The organism is Butyrivibrio sp. AE3009 (assembly GCF_000420845.1).
In the GTDB taxonomy this organism is placed as follows: domain Bacteria; phylum Bacillota; class Clostridia; order Lachnospirales; family Lachnospiraceae; genus Butyrivibrio.
The window spans coordinates 15,666-38,753 of the sequence record NZ_ATVS01000033.1; the positions used below are offsets into that span (position 1 = coordinate 15,666).

Here is a 23,088-nt window from a genome sequence, read left to right on the forward strand (position 1 = left end):
TTTACCAGTCAAGCTCTGCAGCAGTTTGTTTGGTTTCGTTACGATAGCTCTTTCTGATAACGCCGTCTCTTAGCTTTACCACGAAATCAGCCATATTCTTGATGGCATCGTTGTGGGTGACCATTATGACGGTATTGCCGTATTTTTGATTAACTTCTTCTATTAATGAAAGGATTTCTTTGGATGTGTTGTAGTCCAACGCTCCCGTTGGCTCATCACACAGTAGAATATCCGGATTTTTGACTATTGCTCTTCCGATGGCGCATCTTTGCTGCTGTCCGCCGGATAACTGGCTGGGAATCTTGTTCTGATGCTCTTTCAGGCCCAAAACCTCTATGAGTTCATCGATATCAAGGGGATTTTTTGACAGATATGCCCCAACCTCTATATTTTCCCTGACGGTAAGGTTCGGGATAAGGTTATACATCTGGAAAATATATCCCAGGTGCTCCCTTCTGTAGGTGGTAAGGGCCTTTTCGTCCATGTCGGACATACTCTTTTCCCGGATTATGATCTTGCCGGAATCGGCGCTGTCGATTCCCCCGATTATGTTAAGAAGTGTGGATTTGCCGGAGCCTGAGGGCCCAAGAAGGACCACGAATTCCCCTTTTTCCACCTGAAGACTTATGTCCTTAAGGACTTCGATTCGGTTCCCGTCCTCGCCGTAGGATTTCTTAATGTTCTGTAATTCCAGTTGCATATTTTCCCCTCATATGACAATACTTTATTGACTTACTGGAGCTTGATCATATCTATGCGCTCAACTACTCCAATATCCTCCAATGCTTTTATCATGCGATATACCGTGGCTGTGCCGATGGACTTGTCCCTGTTATGGACAATGCAGCAGATATCCTTGCAGCTTGCCCCATCATTCTCGGCAATAACCCCTGCCACCAGTTCTCTCTGTTTTGTAATCCTTAATCCGCTCTCTCTTAGTGCCGTAATAATCTGTTCATTGCTCATAACTGCGTCCCCATTTCGAGATTACCGTTTCGGGTTAGCTAATGCTAACCACATCTTTTAAACATGGCCCGCGTTTTTGGTGCGGGCCATATATGTTTTTTACTTGTTCAATTTACTTCTTGCAGGCCGTTGCCTTGTGACAGTTTCCCGCCATTGGGCAACCTATGCACTTGGTGCCTTTTTTCTTTTCCTTGACAATATATCCGATTGATAGTCCAAGAAGCAGGCAGATAACTGCCCCTGCAATAAAATTAACCATAATTACTCTCTTTTCTGTTACTTACAGGCTGATGCCTCATGTACATTAGTCAAGCTTGTACTCAAGAACCATAGCCTTCTGATTTTTCTTTATCAGATATACTATAACACATGCAAATACTGCGATGGCAATAAGGCCGGGAACAAATCCTGCTCCAAGTGTTCCTGCAGTGATAAGTGTACCGATCTGATATACAAGGAAACCTACTGTAAAGCCTGTTGCAAGCTGAAGTCCGATAGCGCCCCAGAGCCACTTGGCTGACTTCATCTCTGAGTTCATAGCACCAAGAGCTGCGAAGCACGGAGGTGTGTACAGGTTGAACATAAGGTATGCAAGAGCAGCAACCTTGGTGATACCCATAACGGCTGCAACTGCGTTACCTTCGCCGATAAGCTCAAGCTCCTCTGTATCAATGAGGTTAGAGATTGCAAATACAGTTGCGATAGTTCCGACAACGTTCTCTTTTGCAATGAAACCTGTGATTGCTGCTGCAGCAAGCTGCCAGCTGACAATACCAACGATAGGAACAAGAAGGTAAGCAAAAGGTCCTGCAACGCCTGCAAGGATTGAAGTGCTCTCCATTCCCTCTTCTACAGGATGGAAGCCAAAGTCAAAGGTCTGCATGATCTGAACTACTGTGTTACATACAAGGATTATTGTTCCTGCCTTGATAATGTATGCCTTACCTCTTTCAAGCATTGACTTAACAGCAAACATAAGGCTTGGAACCTTGTACTCAGGAAGCTCTATGATAAAGAAGCTCTTTCTGTACTTCATACCTGTGATAGCCTTGATAAGAAGGGCTCCCAGAAGGATAAGTAAGATACCACCCATGTAGCAGATGAAGCTCACCCATCTTGACTCAGGGAAAAATGCTCCTGCAAAAAGAGCGATAACAGGAAGCTTAGCGCCGCAGGGCATGAAAGTTGCAAGCATTGCTGTTGCGCGTCTTTCTCTCTCATTTCTGATGGTACGGCAGGCCATGATAGCGGGGATTCCGCAGCCGGTTCCGATGATCATGGGGATAACGGATTTGCCGGAAAGACCAACTCTCTTGAAAATAGGATCAAGTACAACGGTTGCTCTGGACATGTATCCGCAGTCCTCCAAAAGAGCAATGAGGAAGTACATAACCATAACAAGAGGAAGGAATCCAACAACGGCTCCAACACCACCGATGATACCGTCAACAAGAAGTGCATAAAGAAGAGGATTGGCATCTGCCATCTTCTCTCCGACAAACTCCTTGAAGGTATCGATCCATCCGGCAAGGATATCTGCCAGCCAGGTTCCTACAGTTGTCTGTGAAATATAGAATACAAGCCACATGATAGCGGCAAAAATAACAATTCCGAGAACAGGATGAGTTATGATGTTATCGATAGCATCTCCTACGTTCTTATCCTTGGTAAGGACCTTACGGTTCTCAACTTCGCTCACGATCTTGTTAACGAATTCAAAACGCTTTCTGTCAGCGGCTTCAACTGCTGCCTTGTCGGTAAGATCAACGTTACCCTGAACGTATACTTCCTTCTGTCCCTTGCCCTCAAGCTCTGCTGCTGCCTTAACAACCTCTTTAAGACCTACTTCTGAGGTGGCAACTGTCTTGATAACAGGACAGCCCAGCTTTTCTGAAAGGAGCTTCTCGTCAATGGCATTCCCCTTTTTGTCATTGGCATCGTTCTTGTTAAGTGCAACAACCACAGGAACTCCCAGTTCAAGAAGCTGTGTTGTGAAGAAAAGGCTGCGGCTTAAGTTCGTAGCATCTACAATGTTGATGATGGCATCGGGATGCTCATTCTTAACATATCCGCTGGTGATGCTCTCCTCTGATGTGAAAGGAGACATTGAATATGCGCCGGGAAGATCCACAGCGATCAGTTCCTTGTCACCGTCGTAGTACTTCTTCTTGATAACACTCTCTTTCTTGTCTACAGTTACACCCGCCCAGTTACCGATCTTCTCACTTCTTCCGGTGAGGGCGTTGTACATGGTGGTTTTACCACTGTTGGGGTTACCTGCCATCGCGATTCTCATAACTATCCTCCTACAATAATTTTTCATTTTATTTTCAGAGCTTTGGGCTTAGGTTTTAAGCCCGGCTCGGAATATCAACGTTATTTATTGGCTTATTTGTTAGCTCAAACTTACTTTTGATAGCGGTTGCTAACTCAATAAATATTTTTTATCCGGATTGTATGACTTTTTGATCTGCCAATCATGATCCGGATATTTTGATTATTGCATTTTTTGTATGTATTTTAGAATTATGTATTTCTGATAATGCTCAGATCTTGATAGCGCCTGCCAGCTCCGGATCGATATTGTATCTCGCATCCTTGATAGCAACCACCAGATTTCTCTTCTTATCCACAACAGTTATCTTCTCACCGCTGTAACATCCAAGGGAAAAAAGGAAGCTCTCCATATCCTCATCACCTTCTGTATCCACGGATTCTATAAGATATTCCTGTCCAAGCTGTGCCTCGTTAAGTGTCATAATAGCCTCCTGTATATGTTAGCCTATCCTAGCTATTGTTTGCCTATGCTAATATCCGTTTGCATATGCTAACTCCACTAGATAGAATAGTCTTATTAAGAATAATTGTCAACAAGAAAATGAACTATTTTCATTTTCGGATTTGGCTTTCCGAACGTTCCCGCCCCCGAAAGCTCTCCCGTGGCAGGTCCATAGAAATATTCGCCCCTCCTTCGCTGCCACGAAAATGTTCTTTTGAGATTTCCATATAACTTACGCCGCATATTCTGGTTAGCATATGCTTACAAATAAATATAATTTTTGGCGTCCTTACTTTGACGCCAACATCATTGAGAATCTTTATCAATACTCTCTTGTAACTGTATGTTAGCACACGCTAACCATGATTGCAAGAACTTTTTGTGCGAGTCAATGGGGACGGTTCTCGCTGACTCGCTTCGTGAGTCAGCAAGAACCGTCCCCATTGACTCGCAACCGGCCCCGACACCTTTAGAGAACAACCTCATACATCGCCCCCATATTCTTGAATCCCTCTTTGGGCGCGCACTTTCCGCAGTCCCCGCCGCAGTCCCCGCCGCAGCCCCCGCTGCAGCAGGTCATGTCAACTTTGCGGATCATTCCGATATGCATCAGGTATTCGATCTGTCTCTTTACGTCTTCTTCTGTTGTGTGCAGCTCTATTGCCAGGAGCTTCTCCGTCCTGGCATGGCCGTCACTTAATAGATCTATTAATTCCCTCATAAAAATAAACCTCGCAGACTCATCGTCAGAAAATCAGAAGACCGATGTGATACGCCACAGCCGATAGAAGCAGTGCTGTCGCCGTGTAGTACAGAGCAATCCTTGCAGTCCACTTAACGGAGTAGGTCTCCTGGAAGGTAGCAGCCAATGCAACAACACAGGGCATATTGAAGGTCATGGCAAAGATAAATGCCAGTGCCTCAGCCTTTGACACATTTGAAAGAAGTACTTCATTGAGATTCGATGCAGCACCCGCTCCGTTCATAGCATCATTAAAGGCAGAGGACAGATTTCCTCCGGTGTAAAGCGCACTGATAACTCCGATAGCACCCTCTTTTCCCACTGCGGAAGCAATAAATGCAATAAATAGCTGCCAGCCAAGGCCAAAGATTCTGGTCACAGGCTCAATGGCAGTACCTATGCGATACAGAATAGGCTGCGTACCCGGTACAAAAGTATAGCTAAGCAGCCAGAAGAGGCCGCAGACCAGAAGAACCACGCTGGATACTCTCTTGAAGGTATCTCCGGTCCTTCCAAGGACATAACGGAGAAGGGCGCCGATCTTGGGCTTATGATAAGGCGGAAGCTCCATGATCATTCCGTATCTGTCATTTTTCTGAACCAGCTTCCTGCCGAATATCTTAGCAGTAACCCACATATGAAGAACCATTGTAAAAAGAATCGCCACGATAACCAGCACTGCTCCCGGGCCGAAGAAAATTGCAGAGAGCATCGGTATTACAGCCCATGCTGCGCCGCAGGGAACTGCCCACGCCAGCGCAATGGTCAGAACCTTCTGTCCCCAGTTATCAATAACTCTGGCACCGGCAGCACCGCCCATGGTACAGCCAAAGCTTACAAGGAAAGGCATCACGGATTTTCCCTGTAGTCCAAGTTTTCCCATTGTATTATCAAAAACGTAGGAAATGCGGGCCATGACACCCACTTCCTCCAACAGTCCGAACACAAGGGTAACACCGAACACAAAGCCCAGCATCTTAACAATATAGCTAAAAGACTGAATGATAACCGTGCACACGATCTGTATCAGAACCTCCGGCGCTCCCACAGCATTAAGTGCCGCTGCCACCGGTGTTTTCAGAGCCGCAATTCCGGATCCTATTGCCATAAAAGGCAGGGCCGGAATAAAGGATGCGATAAGTCCCAGCAGAACTGTAAGGATAACTGCCGGCTTACCCCATACCTTGCTGAGGAATATCTTATCAAGCTTACCCAGAGCAACATTTTTCTTGCGGGAAGTAACACAGCCCTCCAGGATCTCATCTATCCATTTGAATTTGCTGCTGCCTGTCGCAATGGCTCCCTGACTGTTACTGCAGATAGCGGCCACTTTCTTGTAGTTCTCTGTGGTAAGCTGCTTCTTTAGCATGGCATGAACCTGCTTATCCCCCTCGATTGCCTTGATTGCCAGCCACATAGGCGTAAAGCCCTTGACCAGCCCTTCAGGGATCATTGCCTTCAGCTCACTATAGCCTTCAATTTTCTCATACTCTGCTTCCAGAGCCTTTACATTTATCTTGGATTTCTCAGTGACAGCCCTCTCCATGATCTCATAGTAGGGCTCATACTTCTTGCCTTCGGTGGCAGAAAAAAGAAGCACCGGAATACCGATTTTTTTCTCAATAGCCTTAACATCTATGGTCTTGCCCTGATCTGCTGCCACATCAGCCATGTTCAGTACAAGAAAACTGGGCACGTCGATGCCGGCGTAGTCCGCAGTCATGAAAAGACTTCTCTCCAGCTGTGAGCTGTCCGCCAGAATGCAGACAACATCAGCTTTTCCCGATGCGATATAGTCTCTTGTGATAAGTTCCTCGTCAGAATTGGCCGTAAGGCTGTAGGATCCCGGAAGATCAGCTATGGCACAATCCATCCCCCTGTAGGTGAAGCTTCCCTCCTTTTTCTCAACGGTCTTGCCCGGCCAGTTACCCACATGCTGGCGAAGACCCGTAAGAGCATTGAAAAGAGTGGATTTGCCGGAGTTAGGCTGCCCCAGCAGCGCTATGGTAGCTGAGTTCATACTGCCACCTCCGTAACCTCGATGCCCTTGCACTCGTTTCTGTTAAGTGCGATAAGGGTATCCCTTGTGTAGATCAGCATTGGCCTGTTCTTGTCATTCCTGATGACCTTGATCGTGCAGCCCGGTGTCAGACCTATGGAGGTGATCCTGCTCATGAATCTCTCATCTCCGGTCAGTTTCTCCACAACAGCATGTCTGTTTCGTTCCAATTCACTCAAACTCATATTCTCCTCCTTCATGTATTGCAATAGTCTCTATTACATTATGTTAGTTTCGGCTAACCAAAGTATCAAGATTTGCTCATGATAACTTTTATCAAGAAAGGGACGGGGGATGACAAGGGGACGGGTGAGTCAATGGGGACGGTTCTTGCTGACTCACGAAGCGAGTCAGCAAGAACCGTCCCCATTGACTCACCCGTCCCCTTGTCATCCCCCGTCCCCTTGTCATCTCATCCCATTCTCATCCTTCTCACCCCGCCACCGTCAACTGCTCCAGCGACTTGCCGGCTCGGTGAGCCCTGCTGTAAATTTCGGTACACTTTTTGTACCTGTCAAAGATCTTAAGGGCAGCATCCTTATCCCCATACACCTTCCAGAATCCCGTATACTTAACCCCCTCTTCCGGACTCTTCATAAACCCGATCACATCCGCAACAGGATACCCCAGAAAAAGACCTATCTCATGAGGAAAAGACGGATCAATCGCCAGATGCCTTGCCAGCTCCGCCACGCACCTGTCTGCATTGCTGTAGGAATATCCCTTTTCCTTCAGGATCCTTCTTACCTCTTCATTTGCAAAATCTCTTTTAAGAAAAGCAGGTCTGTACAGGTAGATAAGGACATGTCCCTTCCAGTACCTCACCGGAATCATGCGGATTCCTTTGCCCGACAGTCTTGCATTAAACTCCCTAACCTCACAATTAAACATGTCCCTGTCATCAACATCAACAGTGAACAGATTCCCCGTCTTAATCCCCGCCAGAGTAGGTGAACATAATCGTATCAGCAATTGGTCGCCCACAGAGTTAATCCTCCCTTTTATATGATTATATTAGAGTGTGTTAGTTATCGCTAACTTTTATCATATTTTAATGCCCGCATATATGCAGGCATTTCAAGGCTTTTGTTATACGATGATAAAAGTTATCAATCCTTTTTATTGATTATTATGTTAGCATTTGCTAACTTATTTGGCAAGGGCATTTTTAATCCAATCAATAGAAATGCCGGAAAGGAAAAAAGGTATGAGTAAAGTTAAAGTTGTTTTTTGGAGCGGAAGTGGAAATACACAGTCTATGGCAGACGCTGTAGCAAACGGAATCACAAGTGCAGGCGGAGAAGCAGAGGTTATTACCTTCGACTCCATCAGTCCTTCAGATGCAGCAAATGAATCCGTTATCGCCTTCGGCTGTCCCGCCATGGGCGCAGAGGTTCTCGAGGAAGGAACCGTTGAACCCTTCATGTCAGAATACGAGAACAGATGCAGCGGCAAAAAGATCGCCCTGTTTGGATCCTACGGCTGGGGCGACGGCCAGTGGATGCGTGACTGGCAGGACAGACTCACCTCTGCAGGTGCCACCATTCTCGGCGGTGAAGGCGTTATCGCCAACAGCGCTCCCGATGCCGACGCAGTCGCACAATGCGAAGACCTTGGCAGAATGCTTGCCCAGGCCTGACACACCGGCATAGCATCGTCACAAATCAATACCGCACAAATTAAAATTTTCTCACAACAAAAACACTTCCGGGAATTACTTCTCGGAAGTGTTTTAAATGGACATATTTTTGTAATGAATGGACATTACTATCTCTTCTATCCTTTGTTAATTTCGTTTATCGATTTTTCTTCATCTCATATAGTTTTTCGTCAGCTTGGGCTATCAGCTGCGGAATAGTTACCGGATTATCAAAGTCATATCTGGCATACCCTATGCAGGCCTCCAGTTTAAAGGCTGCCCCGGATTCTTCATTTAACTTTGTAATGTTTTCGCGGATCAATTCAGCAATTTCGTTGACCTGCTGCTCATTTTCGGCTTCAAGGACGACTATGAATTCATCCCCTCCAAACCTTGATAAAAATGCTCTGTTTTTAGCATCCTGGCACGATATTTCTAAAGCCTTCGCAACTGTCACTAATGCTCTGTCGCCTTCTACGTGCCCATATCTGTCGTTAATGCCTTTAAAATGGTCTACATCCAATATCATCAGATACAAATCCAGCTTTGGTGTCCGGGATTTCATCTTTTGCGTAAGATATCTATTCATTTCCTGACGGTTATTGATATTGGTCAGCGAGTCTTTTGAAATCCTGTTTTCTGTAGCTGTCAAATATAGTAATAATACAGCAGCCGTCGCACCATAACACATAATTGGAACAGTCAGGAAAAAAGCCTGTAACACGCCACACACCATAGGAGTTATAGGGAACACTCCCATAGCTATGTAAAGACTGTGGTCATAGTACTTATTACTGGTAAAGGCTCTATAAAAAGATTTTACGGAACAAGACAACAGATATCCGAACGGGATGCTCAATAAAACAGCGTACAGAAAACCATACTCCAGAAATCCGTTATCATCAATTATAAAGAGATAATCTGTGAACATGCCTATTACAAGAATGATAATTGCAGCCCCAAATGGTAATGCATGTATAAAAAAGTTCAGCCAGGTAAGAATCTTTGTGTTTCCTTGAACAATATCACAGTAGATATACCAGAACCATGCTGTGGTCAACAGACACACATAAGGAATTATCGTGAGCACATACATTACTGTCTTGCCACACTGAAAAACTCCGCATTCAAATAAAATCCACACTGAATCTGATGCAAAATAGCCTATAAGAAGCATCATTATCCGCGCAAGAAATAAAGTTGAAACCTGCTTATCAATGCCCTTTTCAAGTGTGAATAAAACTATGCACAAAAAGACGATACATGCTATATTGGCTAACACATAACCAAGACAATCTGTCACTGACGCCTCCATTCTATCCCTATTATATTTTAATATAAACGTAATACTGTTAACAAATAAAAGCTTTATAAAAGAAATTTTCCAAAACGTATTCCACCCTTGAGGAATGAAGAAAAAAAGACACTTCTTAGAATCTCTTCTAAGAAGTGTCTTAAAAATTCGCTATAATCTTTGATTACTCAGCTACGTAAGGCATAAGTGCAAGATGTCTTGCTCTCTTAACAGCTGATGTAAGCTCTCTCTGGTGCTTAGCGCAGTTACCTGTAATTCTTCTGGGAAGAATCTTGCCGCTCTCAGATACGAACTTCTTAAGCTTAGCTGTGTCCTTGTAATCAATTACATTATCCTTGCCACAGAAAACGCAAACTTTCTTTCTTCTGTGCATTCCGCCCTTTCTCCTTACAGGAGAATCGGATCTATCAGACTTTGTGAAAGCCATAGTATTTTACCTCCATTATTAGTTGAAGGGCAGCTCCTCGTCGATTCCGTCAGGAATGTTCATGAAGCCATCCCCTGCTGCGGATGGAGCAGGTTCGTTAGAATAATTGTTGCCGCCAAAGCTTGCACCGCCGTTATTAGCTGATGCATTCTTGGATTCTGCAAACTCCTGATCCTCTGCAACTACTTCAGTTGTGTATACTTTTACGCCGTCCTTATTGGTATAGCTACCTGTCTGGATGCGTCCCGTTACGACTAACTTGGTGCCTTTTCTGAGATATTTCTCTGCGAATTCTCCGGACTTGCCGAAAGCAACAATGTTGATGAAATCAGCTGTCTGTCCGTCCTGTGAGTTGCCTCTGCCTCTTCTGTCAACAGCAAGTGAATATCTTGCAATTGCCATAGCGTTCTCGCCCTGTGAATATCTCACCTCGGGGTCTCTTGTCAAACGTCCCATAAGTATAACTTTGTTCATATTTTCGTCCTCTTCTATTTAAGCCTCGTTCTTAACGCATAAATATCTGATGACGCCATCCATAATACGCATACGCTTCTCGATCTCTGCTGGAGTTGTTGGCTCAGCGTCGAACTGGATGAAGTAATAGAAGCCTTCTGTCATTTTCTCAATCTCATAAGCGAGCTTCTTCTTACCCCACTCATCAATGTTGGTAATCTGACCACCATGCTTCTCGATAGTCTTCTTAACCTTCTCGATGACTGCTGTTCTGGCATCGTCTTCGATCTTTGCACTAACAACAACGGCTAATTCGTATTTGTTCATGCTATAGTTACCTCCTTTTGGTCTCTGGCAGCACTTATCAGTAGCGCTGCAAGGAATTTATCACAGAATGGTATATTACCATATTCCGTTCAATAATGCAAGCGTTTTATCGAATTCCTTTTATGTTTTTTTCAACATTTTTTCTGGGCACCATTATCTGATGACCGCAGCCAAGGCATTTAAGCCTGAAATCCGCCCCCACTCGCAAAACTTCCCATTCATAGCTCCCGCAAGGATGTTGTTTCTTAAGTTTAACTATGTTTCCTACGCTTATATCCATTGTTATTTATAATTCTATACCCTGAAGCTTTGCAAGCTCAGTAAATACTTTTCCTATCTTTTCTTTAATAATGAGAGTGTTCTGTGCTCCTCTTATATCAATGTCGCTCTCGTTTATTACGACCAGCGTTTTTCCCCTGAAATAATTGATAAAAGAAGCTGCAGGATAAACCGACAGTGATGTGCCTCCGATTATCAGCATATCTGCCTTGGCCAGTGACTCAATTGCGCCCTGCACCTGATCCTCGGGAAGTCCCTCTTCATATAAAGTAATATCAGGTCTTATGTTGCCTCCGCAGGAACACTTCGGTATCGGCTCGTCGGATTCAAAAATATAATCGGCAGGATACTCTTTTCCACAGGATGAGCAGTAATTCCTGAGAGCACTTCCGTGGATCTCGTACACGCGCCTGCTGCCGGCCTTCTGATGCAGACCGTCGATATTCTGAGTGACGATCGCCTTAAGTTTCCCCAGTTCCTCAAGCTTTGCCAGATACTTGTGAGCATTGTTGGGCTCAATATTCCTGGTATCCATCTTCTGTCTGTGGAACTCATAATATACCTTGGGCTCATACACAAGACAACTGTGACTTAGAAGATACTCCGGCTGATATCTGTCAAACCTGACATCGTGCTGGTTGTACAGGCCATCCTTACTCCTGAAATCAGGAATTCCGCTCTCTGTGGAAACCCCGGCGCCGCCAAAGAACACTATATTGGAAGCTTCATCTATCAGCTCTTTTAATCTCTCTATCTGTTCAGACATTTTTACCCCCTTTCCAAAATACCTACCTAAACATTTTAACACAAAATCCCCCGGAGAAATCTCCGGGGGACCAATAAATAAGCTATATTTTTATGGTGTTACTGAAGTCTTGTTGTCTTGCCATCGTTAAGCATCTGAGCTCTCTCATCGATAACTTCCTGATATCCTGCATCAAGATACTTCTGTGAAAGCTCCTCATACAGAGCATCGAACTCTTCAGGCTTGCACATTACAAGCTGATCTCTGTACTCAGGGTAGATCTCTTCCTTAAGTGCTGTGCCGTACTCTGTTACAGACTCAAGAGCTCCACCGAAGAGGCAGTCAACGTTAGCATAGCCGCTCTCATAGAGTGCAAGCTGTCCCTTGTAGTTAGCAAGAAGGTCATCATAGAAGTCCTGAGGAAGTCCCTGAGGATTGATTGCTGCGATATCCTTCTCGATGTCGCCAAATGACTTGGAAGCTGTAACTACCATCCAGTAGTCAACGTTGTTGTTGTGGCCCTGCTGCTCAGGAAGACCTGCCTGATCGCCAACTGCTACAGGGTTGCCGTTCTCATCATAGTTGAAGTTAACACCCTCGAGACCCCATGTCATTGTGAAGAGGTTCTCATCCTGTGCCATCCACTCAAGGTACATCTCACCGGCCTTAACCTCATCAGGAGTTGCGTTGTTTGCGAATGCAACCATTGCACCGAAGATGTTGTTAGGTCTGAAAGCGTTGCTTGATCCCCATGTAGGATCCTGAGAGAATTTGCCATCACATACTACTACGCCAAGTTCTGCATCCGGGTTGTTCTCATAGAAAGAGTTGAGAACATCCATTGTTGATGAAACGTATCCTGACCATGTGAATGCCTTACCGTTGATGAAGTCAGCATTTACATCCTCTGAGCTTCTGAGGTAGTACTCAGGGTTGATGTAGCCCTTGTTGAAGAGCTCGTTGTTCCACTTAAGAAGTCTCTTCTGAGCCTCTGTTGAAAGAGCAGGAATCTGATAGTCACCTGTTGTTGCCCATGTGGTCTCATCCTGTGGATAATCTCTGAAGCCATAGTTCTGGTCAGCGCCTGCGCCTGCTACCTTTGATCCTGAAAGAGGATATGTATGGCCGTTCTCTACGAATTTAGCATAAGCCTCAAGAAGCTCTGTGCTTGATGCGGGATATGTCTCAGGAAGTCCTGCTTCCTTGAGCCAGTCCTTACGATACCATGTAACGAAGGTGTAGTTGGTGTTACCATAAGGTCTCTTACCAAGAACCATGTAGTCCTCGTCGCCAAGCTTTGTGTAGCCTGTAAGACCGTTGTCTTCCATGTTCTTCCAGTATGTAGGAGCTACTGTCTTGAACTGCTCAAGGTCGATGGGCTGAAGATATCCGTCAGCTGCCCATGTAGCAAGCTTGTCATAGTCGTACTCCATGCAAAGAGTAGGAAGTGTATTTGTTGAAGCAAGCATAGCATAATCAGTCATAACGTCTGAACGTGTGATGCCTACGTACTCAACCTTAACATTGTACTTGTTACCGAAGTTCTCCTGTACCCAGTTGGTCCAGTAGTTGTTCTCAACGTCTGAGCATCCGTTTCCGTTATCACCTCTGTCGTAAACAGCTACGCGAAGTGTTACTTCATTCTCGAATGGTGTCCATCCGTCGATTCCGGGAACCGCTTCTGCCTCAGCAGCGGGTGTCTCGGCTGCAGGTGTTTCTGCTGCAGGTGTCTCAGCTGCAGGAGCCTCTGCCTGTGTGTTGTCCCCTGTTGTAGCAGGCTGTGCTGTGTCATCTCCACATCCTACCAGTGCACCGGCTGCCATTGCAGCTGCAAGTGCGATTGAAAAAGTTTTTTTCTGTAACCCTTTCATAATTTTTCCTCCTTAATTATAAGAAAATCTGAACTCTTTCGTTAAGAGTTGCATACAATTGGTTGCAAGGCATCAGCCTTTTACTGCTCCTACCATAGTTCCCTGAACGAAATACTTCTGAAGGAACGGGTAGATGATAATGATCGGAATAGTTACAAACATGATGCAGGCTGCCTGAAGAACCTCAGGTGTTGTCTGCGCAACGCCGCCGGTATCTGCCAGTGATGCGTTCTGCGCCTCAGTTGCGGAAGCAACCAGCTGATAGAGCTTGTACTGGATCATCTTAAGATCTGCTGATCTTGTGAAGTACATGTTATCAGCGTAGGAGTTCCAACGACCTACTGCGTAAAAAAGTGAAAGTGTTGCAAGGATCGGCTTGGACAGCGGAAGTACAATGCTCCAGAGGATCTGGAAATTACTTGCTCCGTCAAGGAATGCCGATTCCTCCAAGCTATCCGGGATAGTACTCATAAAGTAGTTCTTCATGATCAGCATGTTGTATGGTGAATAGATCAGTGGAAGAATCAGTACCCAGAAGGTATCCAGGATATGCAGCTGATAATACAAAATGTAGGAAGGAATAATACCGGCTGAGAAGTACATAGGTACCATCAGCAGGAAGGTCAGTACCGGACGGCCCTTAAGTCTCTTTTTGGAAAGAGGGTATGCTGCGCAGGTACAAACAATCATTCCCAGAAGAGTAAAGAGAAGAGTCACCCATACTGAGAAGATCATCGACTTAGTCATGGACTCATCCGCAAATACTCTTGTAAATGCATCAAAGGTTATGTCCTTGGGCCAGAAATAAACTGACTGAGACATTACTGCCGTGTTGCCGGAGATTGACTTCGCTGCAACATGCACAAACGGAAGCACACAGGTTGCGCAAAGTAAAACGATGACCAGCATCATTATCGCATCGCTTATCTTAAATCCTATAACGGCGTGGGCTCCTCCGGCTGAGAAGCTCTCCTCGCCCTGTGGTTTTGTGTTAGCCATTTTCTATAGTTCCCCCCTTATAGCAAGCCGTCTTCGCCGAGTTTCTTAGCAATTCTGTCTGATAAAAGAACCAGCATAACACCGATAGCAGACTGGAACAGACCAACGGCCGTAGCCTGACTGAACTTGTTGTTGCCGATACCTTTACTGAAGATGTAGACAGCAAGCTGATACTGGAACTCTTTGACCTGAGTGTTGCCAAGGGCTGTAAGTCTCTCCAGGTTACTTCCCATAACACGTCCGAGGTTCATGATAAGAAGTGTTACGATGGTACTTCTGATACCCGGAAGAGTGATGTGGATCATTCTCTGCCAGCGGTTGGCGCCGTCGATCATGGCCGCCTCATACTGCTCACCGCTGATGCCTGTGATAGCTGCAAGATACAGGATCGTGCCCCATCCCATTCCCTGCCATACACCGATCAACAGATAAGTTACTGCCCAGTGCCATTTCTCATTAAGGAACGGAATACCCTGTTCGATGATCCCCGAATTAACAAGTGCTACGTTTACCAGACCGCTGCTTGGCTTGAACATTGTCAGAGCAACGCTTCCGATGATAGCCCATGAAAGGAAATGCGGCAGATACAGGATTGTCTGTGACACCTTTTTGAATCTCTTGTATCTGAGCTCATTGAGGATCAGTGCCAAAATGATCGGCATCGGGAATCCCACAAGCAGATCCAGCAGGTTAAATACTATTGAATTCCTGAGTGCTCTTGTGAAGTCCGCATCCTTGAACACCTTGTGGAAGGTCTGAAGTCCGACCCATTTACTTCCCGCATAACCCTTGGCAGGTTTGTAATCCATGAAAGCCATCCGCAGTCCTGGATAAGCGCCGTAGCTAAATACTATTACCAAAATAAGTGGAATTAGTAAAAGAAGATATAACTGCCAGTCACGTTTAAGAGCATTTTTCCACGACGTGGTCGTGACCGGTCCCCCTTTTTTCTTTGTAGTTGTTTTCATACCTATTTGCTCCTCCCCTTGTATAAATAAATCCTAAAGTAATTTAGTTTGTATATCTAATCACTTAGTCAAAAAAACTTTGCATAATCAACCATTTATCTCGAACTTTTTAGGGCGATGTGTCGTTTATCCCCAAAAGCCCATATTGTTTTTTGTGCATATTGTATACGTTAACGTTTTCGTAAAATCGCACATTATGTTTATAAACAACACAGTTTTACCAATTATTTTCACAAGAAAAAGGAGCCTTACCGGCTCCCTTTTCATAACGTGCTGTAATACGCGATTTATTTAAGATTGTCAGCCTGTGTCCACCCGGTGTATTCCAGTATTGAAGCCTTATCGACCCTGGCCATCTTATGTCTCCAGTCACTGGGCTGAGTGCCCATGATCTCGGAAAAATGTCTGTTGTAGCTTGATACCGACCGAAACCCCACCTGCTCTGAAATCGACAGAATAGATTCTTCCGTGGTCCTAAGCAGAATGCAGGACTGCAGTATCCTTGTGGTATTAAGGTAATTAAGCGGGCTGGTGTTCATGATCTCGCCAAAGACGCGCCTGAAGTGGGTCTGGCTGAGGTGACACATATCCGCAAGCTTTTCCATAGGAAAGTTCATCATATAGTTCTCTTTGATATAATCCAGCGCAGGCGAGATAACAATGGCATTCTCATGGGTCTGCCTCTCTCCCACCTGTTTGCCTTTCTCCGCGGTGTAGATCCTCATAACCTTCATAAACAGAGAAAGCATAAGCCCCTTCACAGAGAGCTGGTAATTGAGGCTCTTGTGCTCCAGCTCTTCCTTGATGGTCATTACAATATTGTAGACATCGGGATATTTATCCTTATTAAGGATCAGCTGGAAGTTCTGCATCATATCGGTAAAAAGATCCGCATGAGGCGAGGAATCATCGTACAATCCCTTAAGAAGCTCATCGGGCTGCACGAATATATATGACCACAGACTGGCCTCTCCTTTGCTGCTGTAGGTGGTATGGGGAACGTTTCTTGAAATAAAGGTGACATCCCCTGCCCTGAAGGGCGAAGGCTCATTGTCAAACTCAATAAAACCGCTGTCCGTATGGCAGATTCCTATCTCCAGACAGTTGTGAAAATGGAGCTTGCCGGACTTAACATCAGAAATATGCCACCTGTCTCCGGTAAGAAGAAGTATGGGAAAATTCAGCGGAAGCTCGTAATTCCTGTATTCAATTACGGTTTTCTTGGGTTTTGCCATAATCTGAACCTCATTTTAGTTTTTTTCAAAATATTTTGTATTAATTAAGAAAAAGTGGATTTCTTTTGCTGAAAAGCATATAGGAAATTAGCATTAATTGCTCCCAAATTTCGAAATATTGAACATCCAATCCCCCTCAACAAGGATAATTTTACCTAAGTCTTTTTGATAAGTCAAATGGTTGATATTGCACAGTTTTTTTTGCTACTTGCAGAGACATTTCGACCATGCGCTAATAAAATTATCTCAAAATGACACTAATAAGGCATTTGGGGAGAGTATAGGATATGGCAAATCTCATTTATGATAAAGCCGAGATCGAATCTGCAATAGATTCCATAGTACAGCGCACAATGCGCATGGACCTGACCTGGGACTGGCCCGGCGGCGTAGCCTACTACGGCGTCTGCACAGCTTACCTGGCCACAGGCAAAAAAGAATATATCGAAGCCCTTAAGGAAAGAGTCGACGAATACATCGAACTTGGCCTTCCTTCCTGGACAGTCAACACCTGCGCCATGGGACACGCCATGCTTACATTATATGAATATACAGGTGATGAGAAGTATCTTGATATCGCCAAGAGCAAAATCGATTACCTGGAGAACACAGCTCTTCGTTTCGGCGACAACGTACTTCAGCACACCGTTTCCGTCAACAACGATTTCCCTGAGCAGTGCTGGGCTGACACACTTTTCATGGCAGCCTTTTTCCTGCTTAGAGCAGGCGTTCTTCTGAAAGATGAGAAGCTGGTGGATGATGCCCTTAATCAGTACTACTGGCACATCAAGTATCTTCAGGATCCTGCAACGGGACTTTTTTACCATGGTTACAACAATATCTCCAAGGACCATATGTCTGGCTTCTTCTGGGGAAGAGCCAATGCCTGGGCAGCCTACACCATGTCTATGGTGGGCAGAGTCCTTCCGGAGTGCTATCTCTATCCTAAATTTATGGATGTGGCAGGGGCTCTTAATGAACAGCTGGCTTCCATCAAGCTTCTTCAGACTGACAACGGCCTGTTCAGAACCATCCTTGATGACCCGGAATCCTATGAAGAGATCTCCGCTTCCTGCGGTATTGCAGCAGCCATGATCAACAAAGGCAATCCTTTACACATCAAATACATCAACAAGGCAACCAAAGGCATTCTTGAGAACATCTCTCCCGACGGCAGAGTTCTCAATGTCTCCGGCGGCACAGCCGTAATGAAAGACCGCGAGGGTTATCGCAATATTTCAAGAGATTGGATCCAGGGTTGGGGCCAGGGTCTTGCTCTTGCATATCTGGCAGGGGTTCTTGAATATGACAAAGTAAGGAGCGACGGCGCTCTTTGATACAAAATATACTATTGGGGGATCTTGTATGAGTTCAAATGAGAAAAGGGATGGTTTTACTCTTCCCGGCGAAGCAGGATATGAAAACTTAACGCTTGAACTTGCGAAAAGATGGGGGGCAGATGTTATAAGGGACAGTGACGGCACCGTCCTGTCCGACCAAATCTTAAACTCGGGTTATGGCATATATTCAACCATATGCATAATCCGAGATCACAACGAATGGGCCAGGAAGAATCCGGACAAGCTTCAGCAGACCTTTCTTATGACCCAGCCCAAAATTGCCGACGATGGCTACCTTACCTTTCATCTCATGGATGATTTCTTTGAGGAACAATTTGCCATCAACGACTCACCTGCTTCCATGAAGTACTGGCAGGTCTTCGACCGTACCACGGGAAAAGAGGTCAGCTCCAACTTCTGGACCTATGAGAAGGAAGCCGGCAATGTCACAGTCAACAACGTAATTCCCTGGCATCACTATACCGTAAGCTTCCTGGCTTACAGAGTCTGGGAAGAGATCTCCATGTACAATCACATCACCAACAACTGGGACAAAGAGCATCTTATGCCCGTGGATCCCATTTATCCCGAGACTCAGGAATATCTTCTTTCCTGGCTTCGCAGCTGGTGCGAGACTCATCCCGCAACCACAGTTGTTCGCTTCACCTCCATGTTCTACAACTTCGTATGGATCTGGGGCAGCAGCAAGAGAAATCGCAATCTATTCACAGACTGGGCTTCCTACGACTTCACTGTAAGCCCCAGAATGCTGGATATTTTCGCCGATAAATACGGCTACAAACTCACCGCTGAGGACTTCATCAACAAGGGCAACCTTCATGTAACACACATGCCTCCCGTTAAGACTCAGCGTGATTATATGGACTTCGTCAACTCCTTTGTTGTCTCCTACGGAAGACAGCTCGTTGATCTTGTTCACAGCTACGGCAAAAAAGCTTATGTCTTCTATGATGACAGCTGGGTTGGCGTTGAACCCTACAGCAGACGTTTCAAAGACTTTGATTTTGACGGACTGATTAAGTGTGTATTCTCAGGTTATGAGGTACGCCTCTGTGCAGGGGCGGATGTACAGACCCACGAGCTGAGACTCCATCCGTATTTATTCCCTGTGGGCCTTGGCGGTCTTCCTACCTTCGCGGCAGGCGGCAATCCCACAAGAGATGCCAAGGAATACTGGAACCACACAAGAAGAGCTCTTCTACGAGCCAAAATAGACAGGATCGGCCTTGGCGGATATCTTCATCTAGTTGAGAAGTATCCTGACTTTGTGGAATATATAGAGAAAATCTCCGATGAATTCCGTACGATCAGAGACCTTCATACAAACGGAGGCCCCGCTGTCCTTCCAATAAATGTGGCAGTTCTTCACAGCTGGGGAAGTTTGCGCAGCTGGAGCCTTAGCGGTCATTTCCATGAGACCTACATGAATGATCTAATACATATCAACGAAGCTCTGTCAGGTCTTCCCGTAAACGTAGACTTCATAAGCTTCGAAGATGTTAAAAATAACAACATATCCAAATATCAGGTGATAATAAATGCCGGAGCTGCAGGCACAGCCTGGAGCGGCGGAGACAGCTGGAAGGATCCCGCCATCGAAGAGATCCTGTCCAAATGGGTATATGACGGCGGTGCCTTCATTGGTGTCAACGAGCCCTCTGCTACCGAAGGCTTCGATACCACCTTCAGAATGGCTCATATACTTGGCGTTGATAAGAATATCCCCGCCAAAGTCTGCCACGGCAAATGGAGCTATGACATTACCGAGATTAAGGGACTTATCCCGGAAGGCTCCTATGTTCCCAAAAGATGCAGCGTAAGACTTACAAATGGCAAAGCGCAGGTTCTTGCTGACGTTGATGGCGAGCCTGTATTTACCGTTAATAATTTTGGCAAAGGTAAGGGTATCTACTTATCCACCTTTGAGACCACACCTGTAAACAACAGGTTACTTCTTAACACAATTATCTATGGAGCAGGTCTCCCCCAAGACCAGAGCTACATTACAGATAATGCAAGCACAGAATGCGCCTTCTTCCCTAGTGACAAGAAGCTTATTGTCATCAACAACTCCGACAAGGCGCAGAGTACCTCAGTCATTACTGATTCCGGCGTGATCTCATTTAATGAGATACCCTCTTATGACACCGTGATCAGAGAATTATAATGACACCCAATTAATACTTTTTTCTTCTTTACAATTCAAATTCCAAAACGAAAGCGTGATAATTCATTCCCCGAATTATCACGCTTTTGTATTCCGTTATTTTATCCGGATCCTATCAGAATCCTGCCTTCTTAAGAATATCTGCAAGAGAAGTTGTAGCTTCTCCGTCGCTCTCAAACTCGATCTTCTCTTCTGTGATCTCTGTTGCTGCGATCTCCTCAAGGGCCTTCATGCTAAGACTAAGCTTGCCATCCTTGATCTGTGTAACCTTAACCTTGACCTTCTGACCAACCTTGAGCACTGCAGAAGGATGAGCAATCCTCTGATTGCAGATCTGTGAGATATGAACAAGTCCTGTCATACCGTTACCGAGGTTAACAAAGACGCCATAGTTCTGAATACTCTCAACAACGCCTTCCGTAACAAGACCAACCTGAACATTGGAGATCATCTCAGCTCTCTTCTTGTCAGCCTCTTCGCGAAGGAACTCTCTTGCTGATAAAACCAGCTTGTTGTTGTCACGGTCTACATTAATAACCTTAACCTTAAGTGTCTTACCTACAAAATTCGGGATATCAGCCTCTTCCACATAATTAAGGTCAAGCTTGGAAGCAGGAATGAAGCCCCTTATTCCCTCAAGGAATGCTACGCAGCCGGCCTTAACAGCCTCTGACACCTTAACATCAACATAGGTCTCATTATCCATGAGCTCTTTTAATTTGTCCCAGGCAAGAACCTGATTGGCTTCCTTCTTGGAAAGAAGGATATTGCCCTTACCGTCATCAGTGCTGACAACAGTTGCGGATATCTCGTCGCCAACCGCAATATCTCTGTGAATCGAAAACTTGGGATCGTCGCTGAGATCTTCAGCCTTGATTATTCCCTGAGTGTAATACTTAAGATCAAGCACTACCTCGGTATCCTTAACGTCTATTACTGTTCCCTCAAGGATGTCCCCTTCCTTGATCTTACGAAAAGATCTGTCAATCTCATCCTTAAAATCATTCATTGTTTCCTCTGGCATAGTAACCTCCCCTAATGTATTAGTTTATTTACATATTATTATAACACGTCTTTACTGAAGTTCTCCCCATTCTGCCTTGTTATTATCAAGATCTGCTATATCCGCATCAAAGCCCTGCTTCTTTATATACTCATTTACTACAGGAATCAGCTCATCTCTTGTGCAGATCTTGATGCCCTCTTTATCACAGGCCTCAATATAGCTCTCATCCAAAGCAGTATCGGTTTCATCCGAATACAGAACAAAATATGTCTCAGAGCCGCACTCTGCCTTGGAAATATATGAGTGATTATCATCACTGTACATTTCATAGAACAGTGCAAATGCTCTCTCATCGTCAACATGATATTCCGCTTCGTTATGTGCAATCATAAGCTCTTTCAGGATCTTAACTAATTGTCCATCCTCGTCCACAATATATGTTTCGCTGAAAATGAGACCCGAACTGCTTCTTCCAAGAGGCAGTGCATTATAAGAAATCAATCCATCCTTGCCAACATAGCTGTATGTTGCCCCATCTGCCATTACATCTTTGTATGATGCAAGATGAACCTCTCCATCAACTACATTAAAGAAGAAAGTACAATTATTCTCATCCGGATAATTTGGATTATAAGGAATCAAAACCGCAAGGACAGGGCTTTCTGTGTTTTCATAAAAGAAGGTGTATAAAATCTTGTTTTCATCTGCCCATTCACCATTTAAAATACCACGTTTTAAATCTTCGATGTAAACCTTATCGCCCTGCTTAAAATCAAAAATGTGCGCACCATCGTAGTCATCAACAGAAATCTCCACATCGCTTACAGCACTGACAGCTTCGCCTTCGATCCCCAGGAAGCCCTTAAACAGCTCCATGGCTGATGCGTCACTGTTTTCATTTACTGTTGTTTCTTCTGTAACAGCCGGGGTAAGAACTGTTGATTCTTCTGTAACGGCCGGGTTCAGGATTGATGGTTCTATGAACTGTCCCGTAGCCTTCCCACATCCGGCAAGCATCATGCAAGCCATCAAACAAATAACTATTCTTTCTTTCATGCATTTCCTCCTATAAAAAAAATCTGTAAGCTAACTGCTTACAGATTTTAAAGAGGTGACAGGCGGATTTGAACCGCCGCTCAAGGTGTTGCAGACCTATGCCTTACCGCTTGGCTATGTCACCATACAATATAATAATGACTCCGACGAGAATCGAACTCGTGTTACCGCCGTGAAAGGGCGATGTCTTGACCGCTTGACCACGGAGCCAAGTTGCTTAGCGGACGTCTATGACCGCTTAACTGTCTACCCTTCTTTAAGACGACCACTTGTAGCTCCCCCTGTCGGACTCGAACCAACGACACTTCGGTTAACAGCCGAATGCTCTACCGACTGAGCTAAGGAGGAATGTTTGTACCTTCAAAACCGAACACTGAACTATCTTAAATCCATTTTCCCTTTGTTCCTATACCAACTATTCGTTGGATAAGCCCTCGACCTATTAGTACACATCAGCTGAACACGTTACCGTGCTTACACCTTGTGCCTATCTAACCTCATACTCTCTAAGGGGTCTTACTGCTTGCGCATGGGATATCTCATCTTGAGGGGGGCTTCACGCTTAGATGCCTTCAGCGTTTATCCCTTCCGGACGTGGCTACCCAGCCTTATGCATCTGGCGATGCAGCTGATACACCAGCGGTCCGTCCATCCCGGTCCTCTCGTACTAAGGACAGCTCCTCTCAGATATCCT

24 protein-coding genes, 3 tRNA genes and 1 rRNA gene are annotated in these 23,088 nt (G+C 45.1%); 3 read left to right on the forward strand and 25 right to left on the reverse strand.

The genetic code is table 11. The features are described from left to right. Position 1 precedes the first annotated feature (1 nt). The 9 genes from G588_RS0114230 to G588_RS0114275 form a co-directional block, all read right to left on the reverse strand. Positions 2-700 carry an ABC transporter ATP-binding protein gene (locus G588_RS0114230; protein ID WP_022779405.1) on the reverse strand — a complete coding sequence of 233 codons (699 nt, stop codon included), beginning with the start codon at positions 698-700 and terminating at the stop codon, positions 2-4. A 32-nt stretch (positions 701-732) separates the two neighbouring features. Beyond that, positions 733-966: a Fur family transcriptional regulator gene (locus G588_RS0114235; protein WP_022779406.1), complete on the reverse strand. Its 234-nt coding sequence runs from the start codon at positions 964-966 to the stop codon at positions 733-735. Positions 967-1,078: 112 nt separating this feature from the next. Continuing rightward, positions 1,079-1,225 (reverse strand): FeoB-associated Cys-rich membrane protein, encoded by a 147-nt coding sequence (locus tag G588_RS22535; RefSeq protein ID WP_022779407.1) that lies wholly within the window; start codon positions 1,223-1,225, stop codon positions 1,079-1,081. A gap of 45 nt (positions 1,226-1,270) precedes the next feature. Next, positions 1,271-3,262 (reverse strand): ferrous iron transporter B, encoded by a 1,992-nt coding sequence (gene feoB, locus G588_RS0114245; protein ID WP_022779408.1) that lies wholly within the window; start codon positions 3,260-3,262, stop codon positions 1,271-1,273. A gap of 250 nt (positions 3,263-3,512) precedes the next feature. Next, complete coding sequence (locus G588_RS0114250) at positions 3,513-3,725, reverse strand: FeoA family protein (RefSeq protein WP_022779409.1); 213 nt, start codon at positions 3,723-3,725, stop codon at positions 3,513-3,515. A 489-nt stretch (positions 3,726-4,214) separates the two neighbouring features. Beyond that, a complete protein-coding gene (locus G588_RS20400) occupies positions 4,215-4,466 on the reverse strand; it encodes a hypothetical protein (protein ID WP_022779411.1) in 252 nt (83 codons plus the stop codon). A gap of 25 nt (positions 4,467-4,491) precedes the next feature. Continuing rightward, a complete protein-coding gene (feoB, locus tag G588_RS0114265; protein ID WP_022779412.1) occupies positions 4,492-6,507 on the reverse strand; it encodes a ferrous iron transport protein B in 2,016 nt (671 codons plus the stop codon). Further along, a complete protein-coding gene (locus tag G588_RS0114270; RefSeq protein ID WP_022779413.1) occupies positions 6,504-6,731 on the reverse strand; it encodes a FeoA family protein in 228 nt (75 codons plus the stop codon). Before G588_RS0114270 ends, feoB (G588_RS0114265) begins: the two co-directional genes overlap by 4 nt. A gap of 247 nt (positions 6,732-6,978) precedes the next feature. Further along, positions 6,979-7,530: a DUF3793 family protein gene (locus G588_RS0114275; RefSeq protein ID WP_022779414.1), complete on the reverse strand. Its 552-nt coding sequence runs from the start codon at positions 7,528-7,530 to the stop codon at positions 6,979-6,981. A 223-nt stretch (positions 7,531-7,753) separates the two neighbouring features. Here G588_RS0114275 and G588_RS0114280 point away from each other — a divergent pair, with 223 nt between their 5' ends. Continuing rightward, positions 7,754-8,185 carry a flavodoxin gene (locus G588_RS0114280; protein WP_022779415.1) on the forward strand — a complete coding sequence of 144 codons (432 nt, stop codon included), beginning with the start codon at positions 7,754-7,756 and terminating at the stop codon, positions 8,183-8,185. A 157-nt stretch (positions 8,186-8,342) separates the two neighbouring features. Here the strand turns inward: G588_RS0114280 and G588_RS21730 are convergent, their stop codons facing one another. The 10 genes from G588_RS21730 to G588_RS0114325 all read right to left on the reverse strand — a co-directional run bounded on the left by G588_RS21730 (position 8,343) and on the right by G588_RS0114325 (position 16,804). Next, positions 8,343-9,488, reverse strand: a complete 1,146-nt coding sequence (locus tag G588_RS21730; protein WP_022779416.1) for a GGDEF domain-containing protein — start codon at positions 9,486-9,488, stop codon at positions 8,343-8,345. Between the two features lie 175 nt (positions 9,489-9,663). After that, complete coding sequence (gene rpsR, locus G588_RS0114290) at positions 9,664-9,927, reverse strand: 30S ribosomal protein S18 (protein WP_022766233.1); 264 nt, start codon at positions 9,925-9,927, stop codon at positions 9,664-9,666. An 18-nt stretch (positions 9,928-9,945) separates the two neighbouring features. After that, entirely contained in the window at positions 9,946-10,401 is a 456-nt protein-coding gene (locus G588_RS0114295) for a single-stranded DNA-binding protein (RefSeq protein WP_022779417.1), read from the reverse strand. Positions 10,402-10,419: 18 nt separating this feature from the next. Next, the gene (gene rpsF, locus G588_RS0114300; RefSeq protein WP_022779418.1) at positions 10,420-10,707 is read right to left on the reverse strand and encodes a 30S ribosomal protein S6; all 288 of its coding nucleotides are present in this window, start codon (positions 10,705-10,707) and stop codon (positions 10,420-10,422) included. A 106-nt stretch (positions 10,708-10,813) separates the two neighbouring features. Continuing rightward, the gene (locus G588_RS22140; RefSeq protein ID WP_081644362.1) at positions 10,814-10,987 is read right to left on the reverse strand and encodes a DUF951 domain-containing protein; all 174 of its coding nucleotides are present in this window, start codon (positions 10,985-10,987) and stop codon (positions 10,814-10,816) included. Positions 10,988-10,993: 6 nt separating this feature from the next. After that, positions 10,994-11,752: an NAD-dependent protein deacylase gene (locus G588_RS0114305; RefSeq protein WP_022779419.1), complete on the reverse strand. Its 759-nt coding sequence runs from the start codon at positions 11,750-11,752 to the stop codon at positions 10,994-10,996. Between the two features lie 98 nt (positions 11,753-11,850). Next, positions 11,851-13,602 carry an extracellular solute-binding protein gene (locus G588_RS20405; protein WP_022779420.1) on the reverse strand — a complete coding sequence of 584 codons (1,752 nt, stop codon included), beginning with the start codon at positions 13,600-13,602 and terminating at the stop codon, positions 11,851-11,853. A 72-nt stretch (positions 13,603-13,674) separates the two neighbouring features. Beyond that, positions 13,675-14,601, reverse strand: coding sequence for a carbohydrate ABC transporter permease (locus tag G588_RS0114315; protein WP_022779421.1), 927 nt, complete (start codon positions 14,599-14,601; stop codon positions 13,675-13,677). A 17-nt stretch (positions 14,602-14,618) separates the two neighbouring features. Continuing rightward, entirely contained in the window at positions 14,619-15,569 is a 951-nt protein-coding gene (locus G588_RS0114320) for an ABC transporter permease (protein ID WP_022779422.1), read from the reverse strand. A 287-nt stretch (positions 15,570-15,856) separates the two neighbouring features. After that, positions 15,857-16,804 (reverse strand): AraC family transcriptional regulator, encoded by a 948-nt coding sequence (locus G588_RS0114325; RefSeq protein WP_022779423.1) that lies wholly within the window; start codon positions 16,802-16,804, stop codon positions 15,857-15,859. A gap of 287 nt (positions 16,805-17,091) precedes the next feature. On the opposite strand from G588_RS0114325, the gene G588_RS0114330 reads away from it, so the two are divergent. Both G588_RS0114330 and gnpA read left to right on the forward strand, forming a co-directional pair. Further along, positions 17,092-18,141, forward strand: coding sequence for a glycoside hydrolase family 88/105 protein (locus tag G588_RS0114330; RefSeq protein WP_022779424.1), 1,050 nt, complete (start codon positions 17,092-17,094; stop codon positions 18,139-18,141). A 28-nt stretch (positions 18,142-18,169) separates the two neighbouring features. Further along, complete coding sequence (gene gnpA / locus G588_RS0114335) at positions 18,170-20,332, forward strand: 1,3-beta-galactosyl-N-acetylhexosamine phosphorylase (RefSeq protein ID WP_022779425.1); 2,163 nt, start codon at positions 18,170-18,172, stop codon at positions 20,330-20,332. 115 nt (positions 20,333-20,447) lie between these two features. Here the strand turns inward: gnpA and G588_RS0114340 are convergent, their stop codons facing one another. The 6 genes from G588_RS0114340 to G588_RS0114365 all read right to left on the reverse strand — a co-directional run. Further along, positions 20,448-21,356, reverse strand: coding sequence for a S1 RNA-binding domain-containing protein (locus tag G588_RS0114340; RefSeq protein WP_022779426.1), 909 nt, complete (start codon positions 21,354-21,356; stop codon positions 20,448-20,450). Positions 21,357-21,407: 51 nt separating this feature from the next. Next, positions 21,408-22,394, reverse strand: a complete 987-nt coding sequence (locus G588_RS0114345; protein ID WP_022779427.1) for a hypothetical protein — start codon at positions 22,392-22,394, stop codon at positions 21,408-21,410. Between the two features lie 53 nt (positions 22,395-22,447). Beyond that, positions 22,448-22,518 (reverse strand) — tRNA-Cys (locus tag G588_RS0114350). 14 nt (positions 22,519-22,532) lie between these two features. Beyond that, a tRNA-Glu gene (locus tag G588_RS0114355) sits at positions 22,533-22,604 on the reverse strand. A gap of 65 nt (positions 22,605-22,669) precedes the next feature. Beyond that, a tRNA-Asn gene (locus G588_RS0114360) sits at positions 22,670-22,742 on the reverse strand. A 74-nt stretch (positions 22,743-22,816) separates the two neighbouring features. Continuing rightward, a 23S ribosomal RNA gene (locus tag G588_RS0114365) occupies positions 22,817-23,088 on the reverse strand; the annotation flags it as partial.

Excerpts from the sequence above, each read along its gene's own strand:
- G588_RS0114230 (WP_022779405.1), bottom strand. The coding sequence starts at position 700 with ATGCAACTGGAATTACAGAACATTAAGAAATCCTACGGCGAGGACGGG.
- G588_RS0114235 (WP_022779406.1), bottom strand. The coding sequence starts at position 966 with ATGAGCAATGAACAGATTATTACGGCACTAAGAGAGAGCGGATTAAGG.
- G588_RS22535 (WP_022779407.1), bottom strand. The coding sequence starts at position 1,225 with ATGGTTAATTTTATTGCAGGGGCAGTTATCTGCCTGCTTCTTGGACTA.
- feoB (WP_022779408.1), bottom strand. The coding sequence starts at position 3,262 with ATGAGAATCGCGATGGCAGGTAACCCCAACAGTGGTAAAACCACCATG.
- G588_RS0114250 (WP_022779409.1), bottom strand. The coding sequence starts at position 3,725 with ATGACACTTAACGAGGCACAGCTTGGACAGGAATATCTTATAGAATCC.
- G588_RS20400 (WP_022779411.1), bottom strand. The coding sequence starts at position 4,466 with ATGAGGGAATTAATAGATCTATTAAGTGACGGCCATGCCAGGACGGAG.
- feoB (WP_022779412.1), bottom strand. The coding sequence starts at position 6,507 with ATGAACTCAGCTACCATAGCGCTGCTGGGGCAGCCTAACTCCGGCAAA.
- G588_RS0114270 (WP_022779413.1), bottom strand. The coding sequence starts at position 6,731 with ATGAGTTTGAGTGAATTGGAACGAAACAGACATGCTGTTGTGGAGAAA.
- G588_RS0114280 (WP_022779415.1), top strand. The coding sequence starts at position 7,754 with ATGAGTAAAGTTAAAGTTGTTTTTTGGAGCGGAAGTGGAAATACACAG.
- rpsR (WP_022766233.1), bottom strand. The coding sequence starts at position 9,927 with ATGGCTTTCACAAAGTCTGATAGATCCGATTCTCCTGTAAGGAGAAAG.
- G588_RS0114295 (WP_022779417.1), bottom strand. The coding sequence starts at position 10,401 with ATGAACAAAGTTATACTTATGGGACGTTTGACAAGAGACCCCGAGGTG.
- rpsF (WP_022779418.1), bottom strand. The coding sequence starts at position 10,707 with ATGAACAAATACGAATTAGCCGTTGTTGTTAGTGCAAAGATCGAAGAC.
- G588_RS22140 (WP_081644362.1), bottom strand. The coding sequence starts at position 10,987 with ATGGATATAAGCGTAGGAAACATAGTTAAACTTAAGAAACAACATCCT.
- G588_RS0114305 (WP_022779419.1), bottom strand. The coding sequence starts at position 11,752 with ATGTCTGAACAGATAGAGAGATTAAAAGAGCTGATAGATGAAGCTTCC.
- G588_RS20405 (WP_022779420.1), bottom strand. The coding sequence starts at position 13,602 with ATGAAAGGGTTACAGAAAAAAACTTTTTCAATCGCACTTGCAGCTGCA.
- G588_RS0114315 (WP_022779421.1), bottom strand. The coding sequence starts at position 14,601 with ATGGCTAACACAAAACCACAGGGCGAGGAGAGCTTCTCAGCCGGAGGA.
- G588_RS0114320 (WP_022779422.1), bottom strand. The coding sequence starts at position 15,569 with ATGAAAACAACTACAAAGAAAAAAGGGGGACCGGTCACGACCACGTCG.
- G588_RS0114325 (WP_022779423.1), bottom strand. The coding sequence starts at position 16,804 with ATGGCAAAACCCAAGAAAACCGTAATTGAATACAGGAATTACGAGCTT.
- G588_RS0114330 (WP_022779424.1), top strand. The coding sequence starts at position 17,092 with ATGGCAAATCTCATTTATGATAAAGCCGAGATCGAATCTGCAATAGAT.
- gnpA (WP_022779425.1), top strand. The coding sequence starts at position 18,170 with ATGAGTTCAAATGAGAAAAGGGATGGTTTTACTCTTCCCGGCGAAGCA.
- G588_RS0114340 (WP_022779426.1), bottom strand. The coding sequence starts at position 21,356 with ATGCCAGAGGAAACAATGAATGATTTTAAGGATGAGATTGACAGATCT.
- G588_RS0114345 (WP_022779427.1), bottom strand. The coding sequence starts at position 22,394 with ATGAAAGAAAGAATAGTTATTTGTTTGATGGCTTGCATGATGCTTGCC.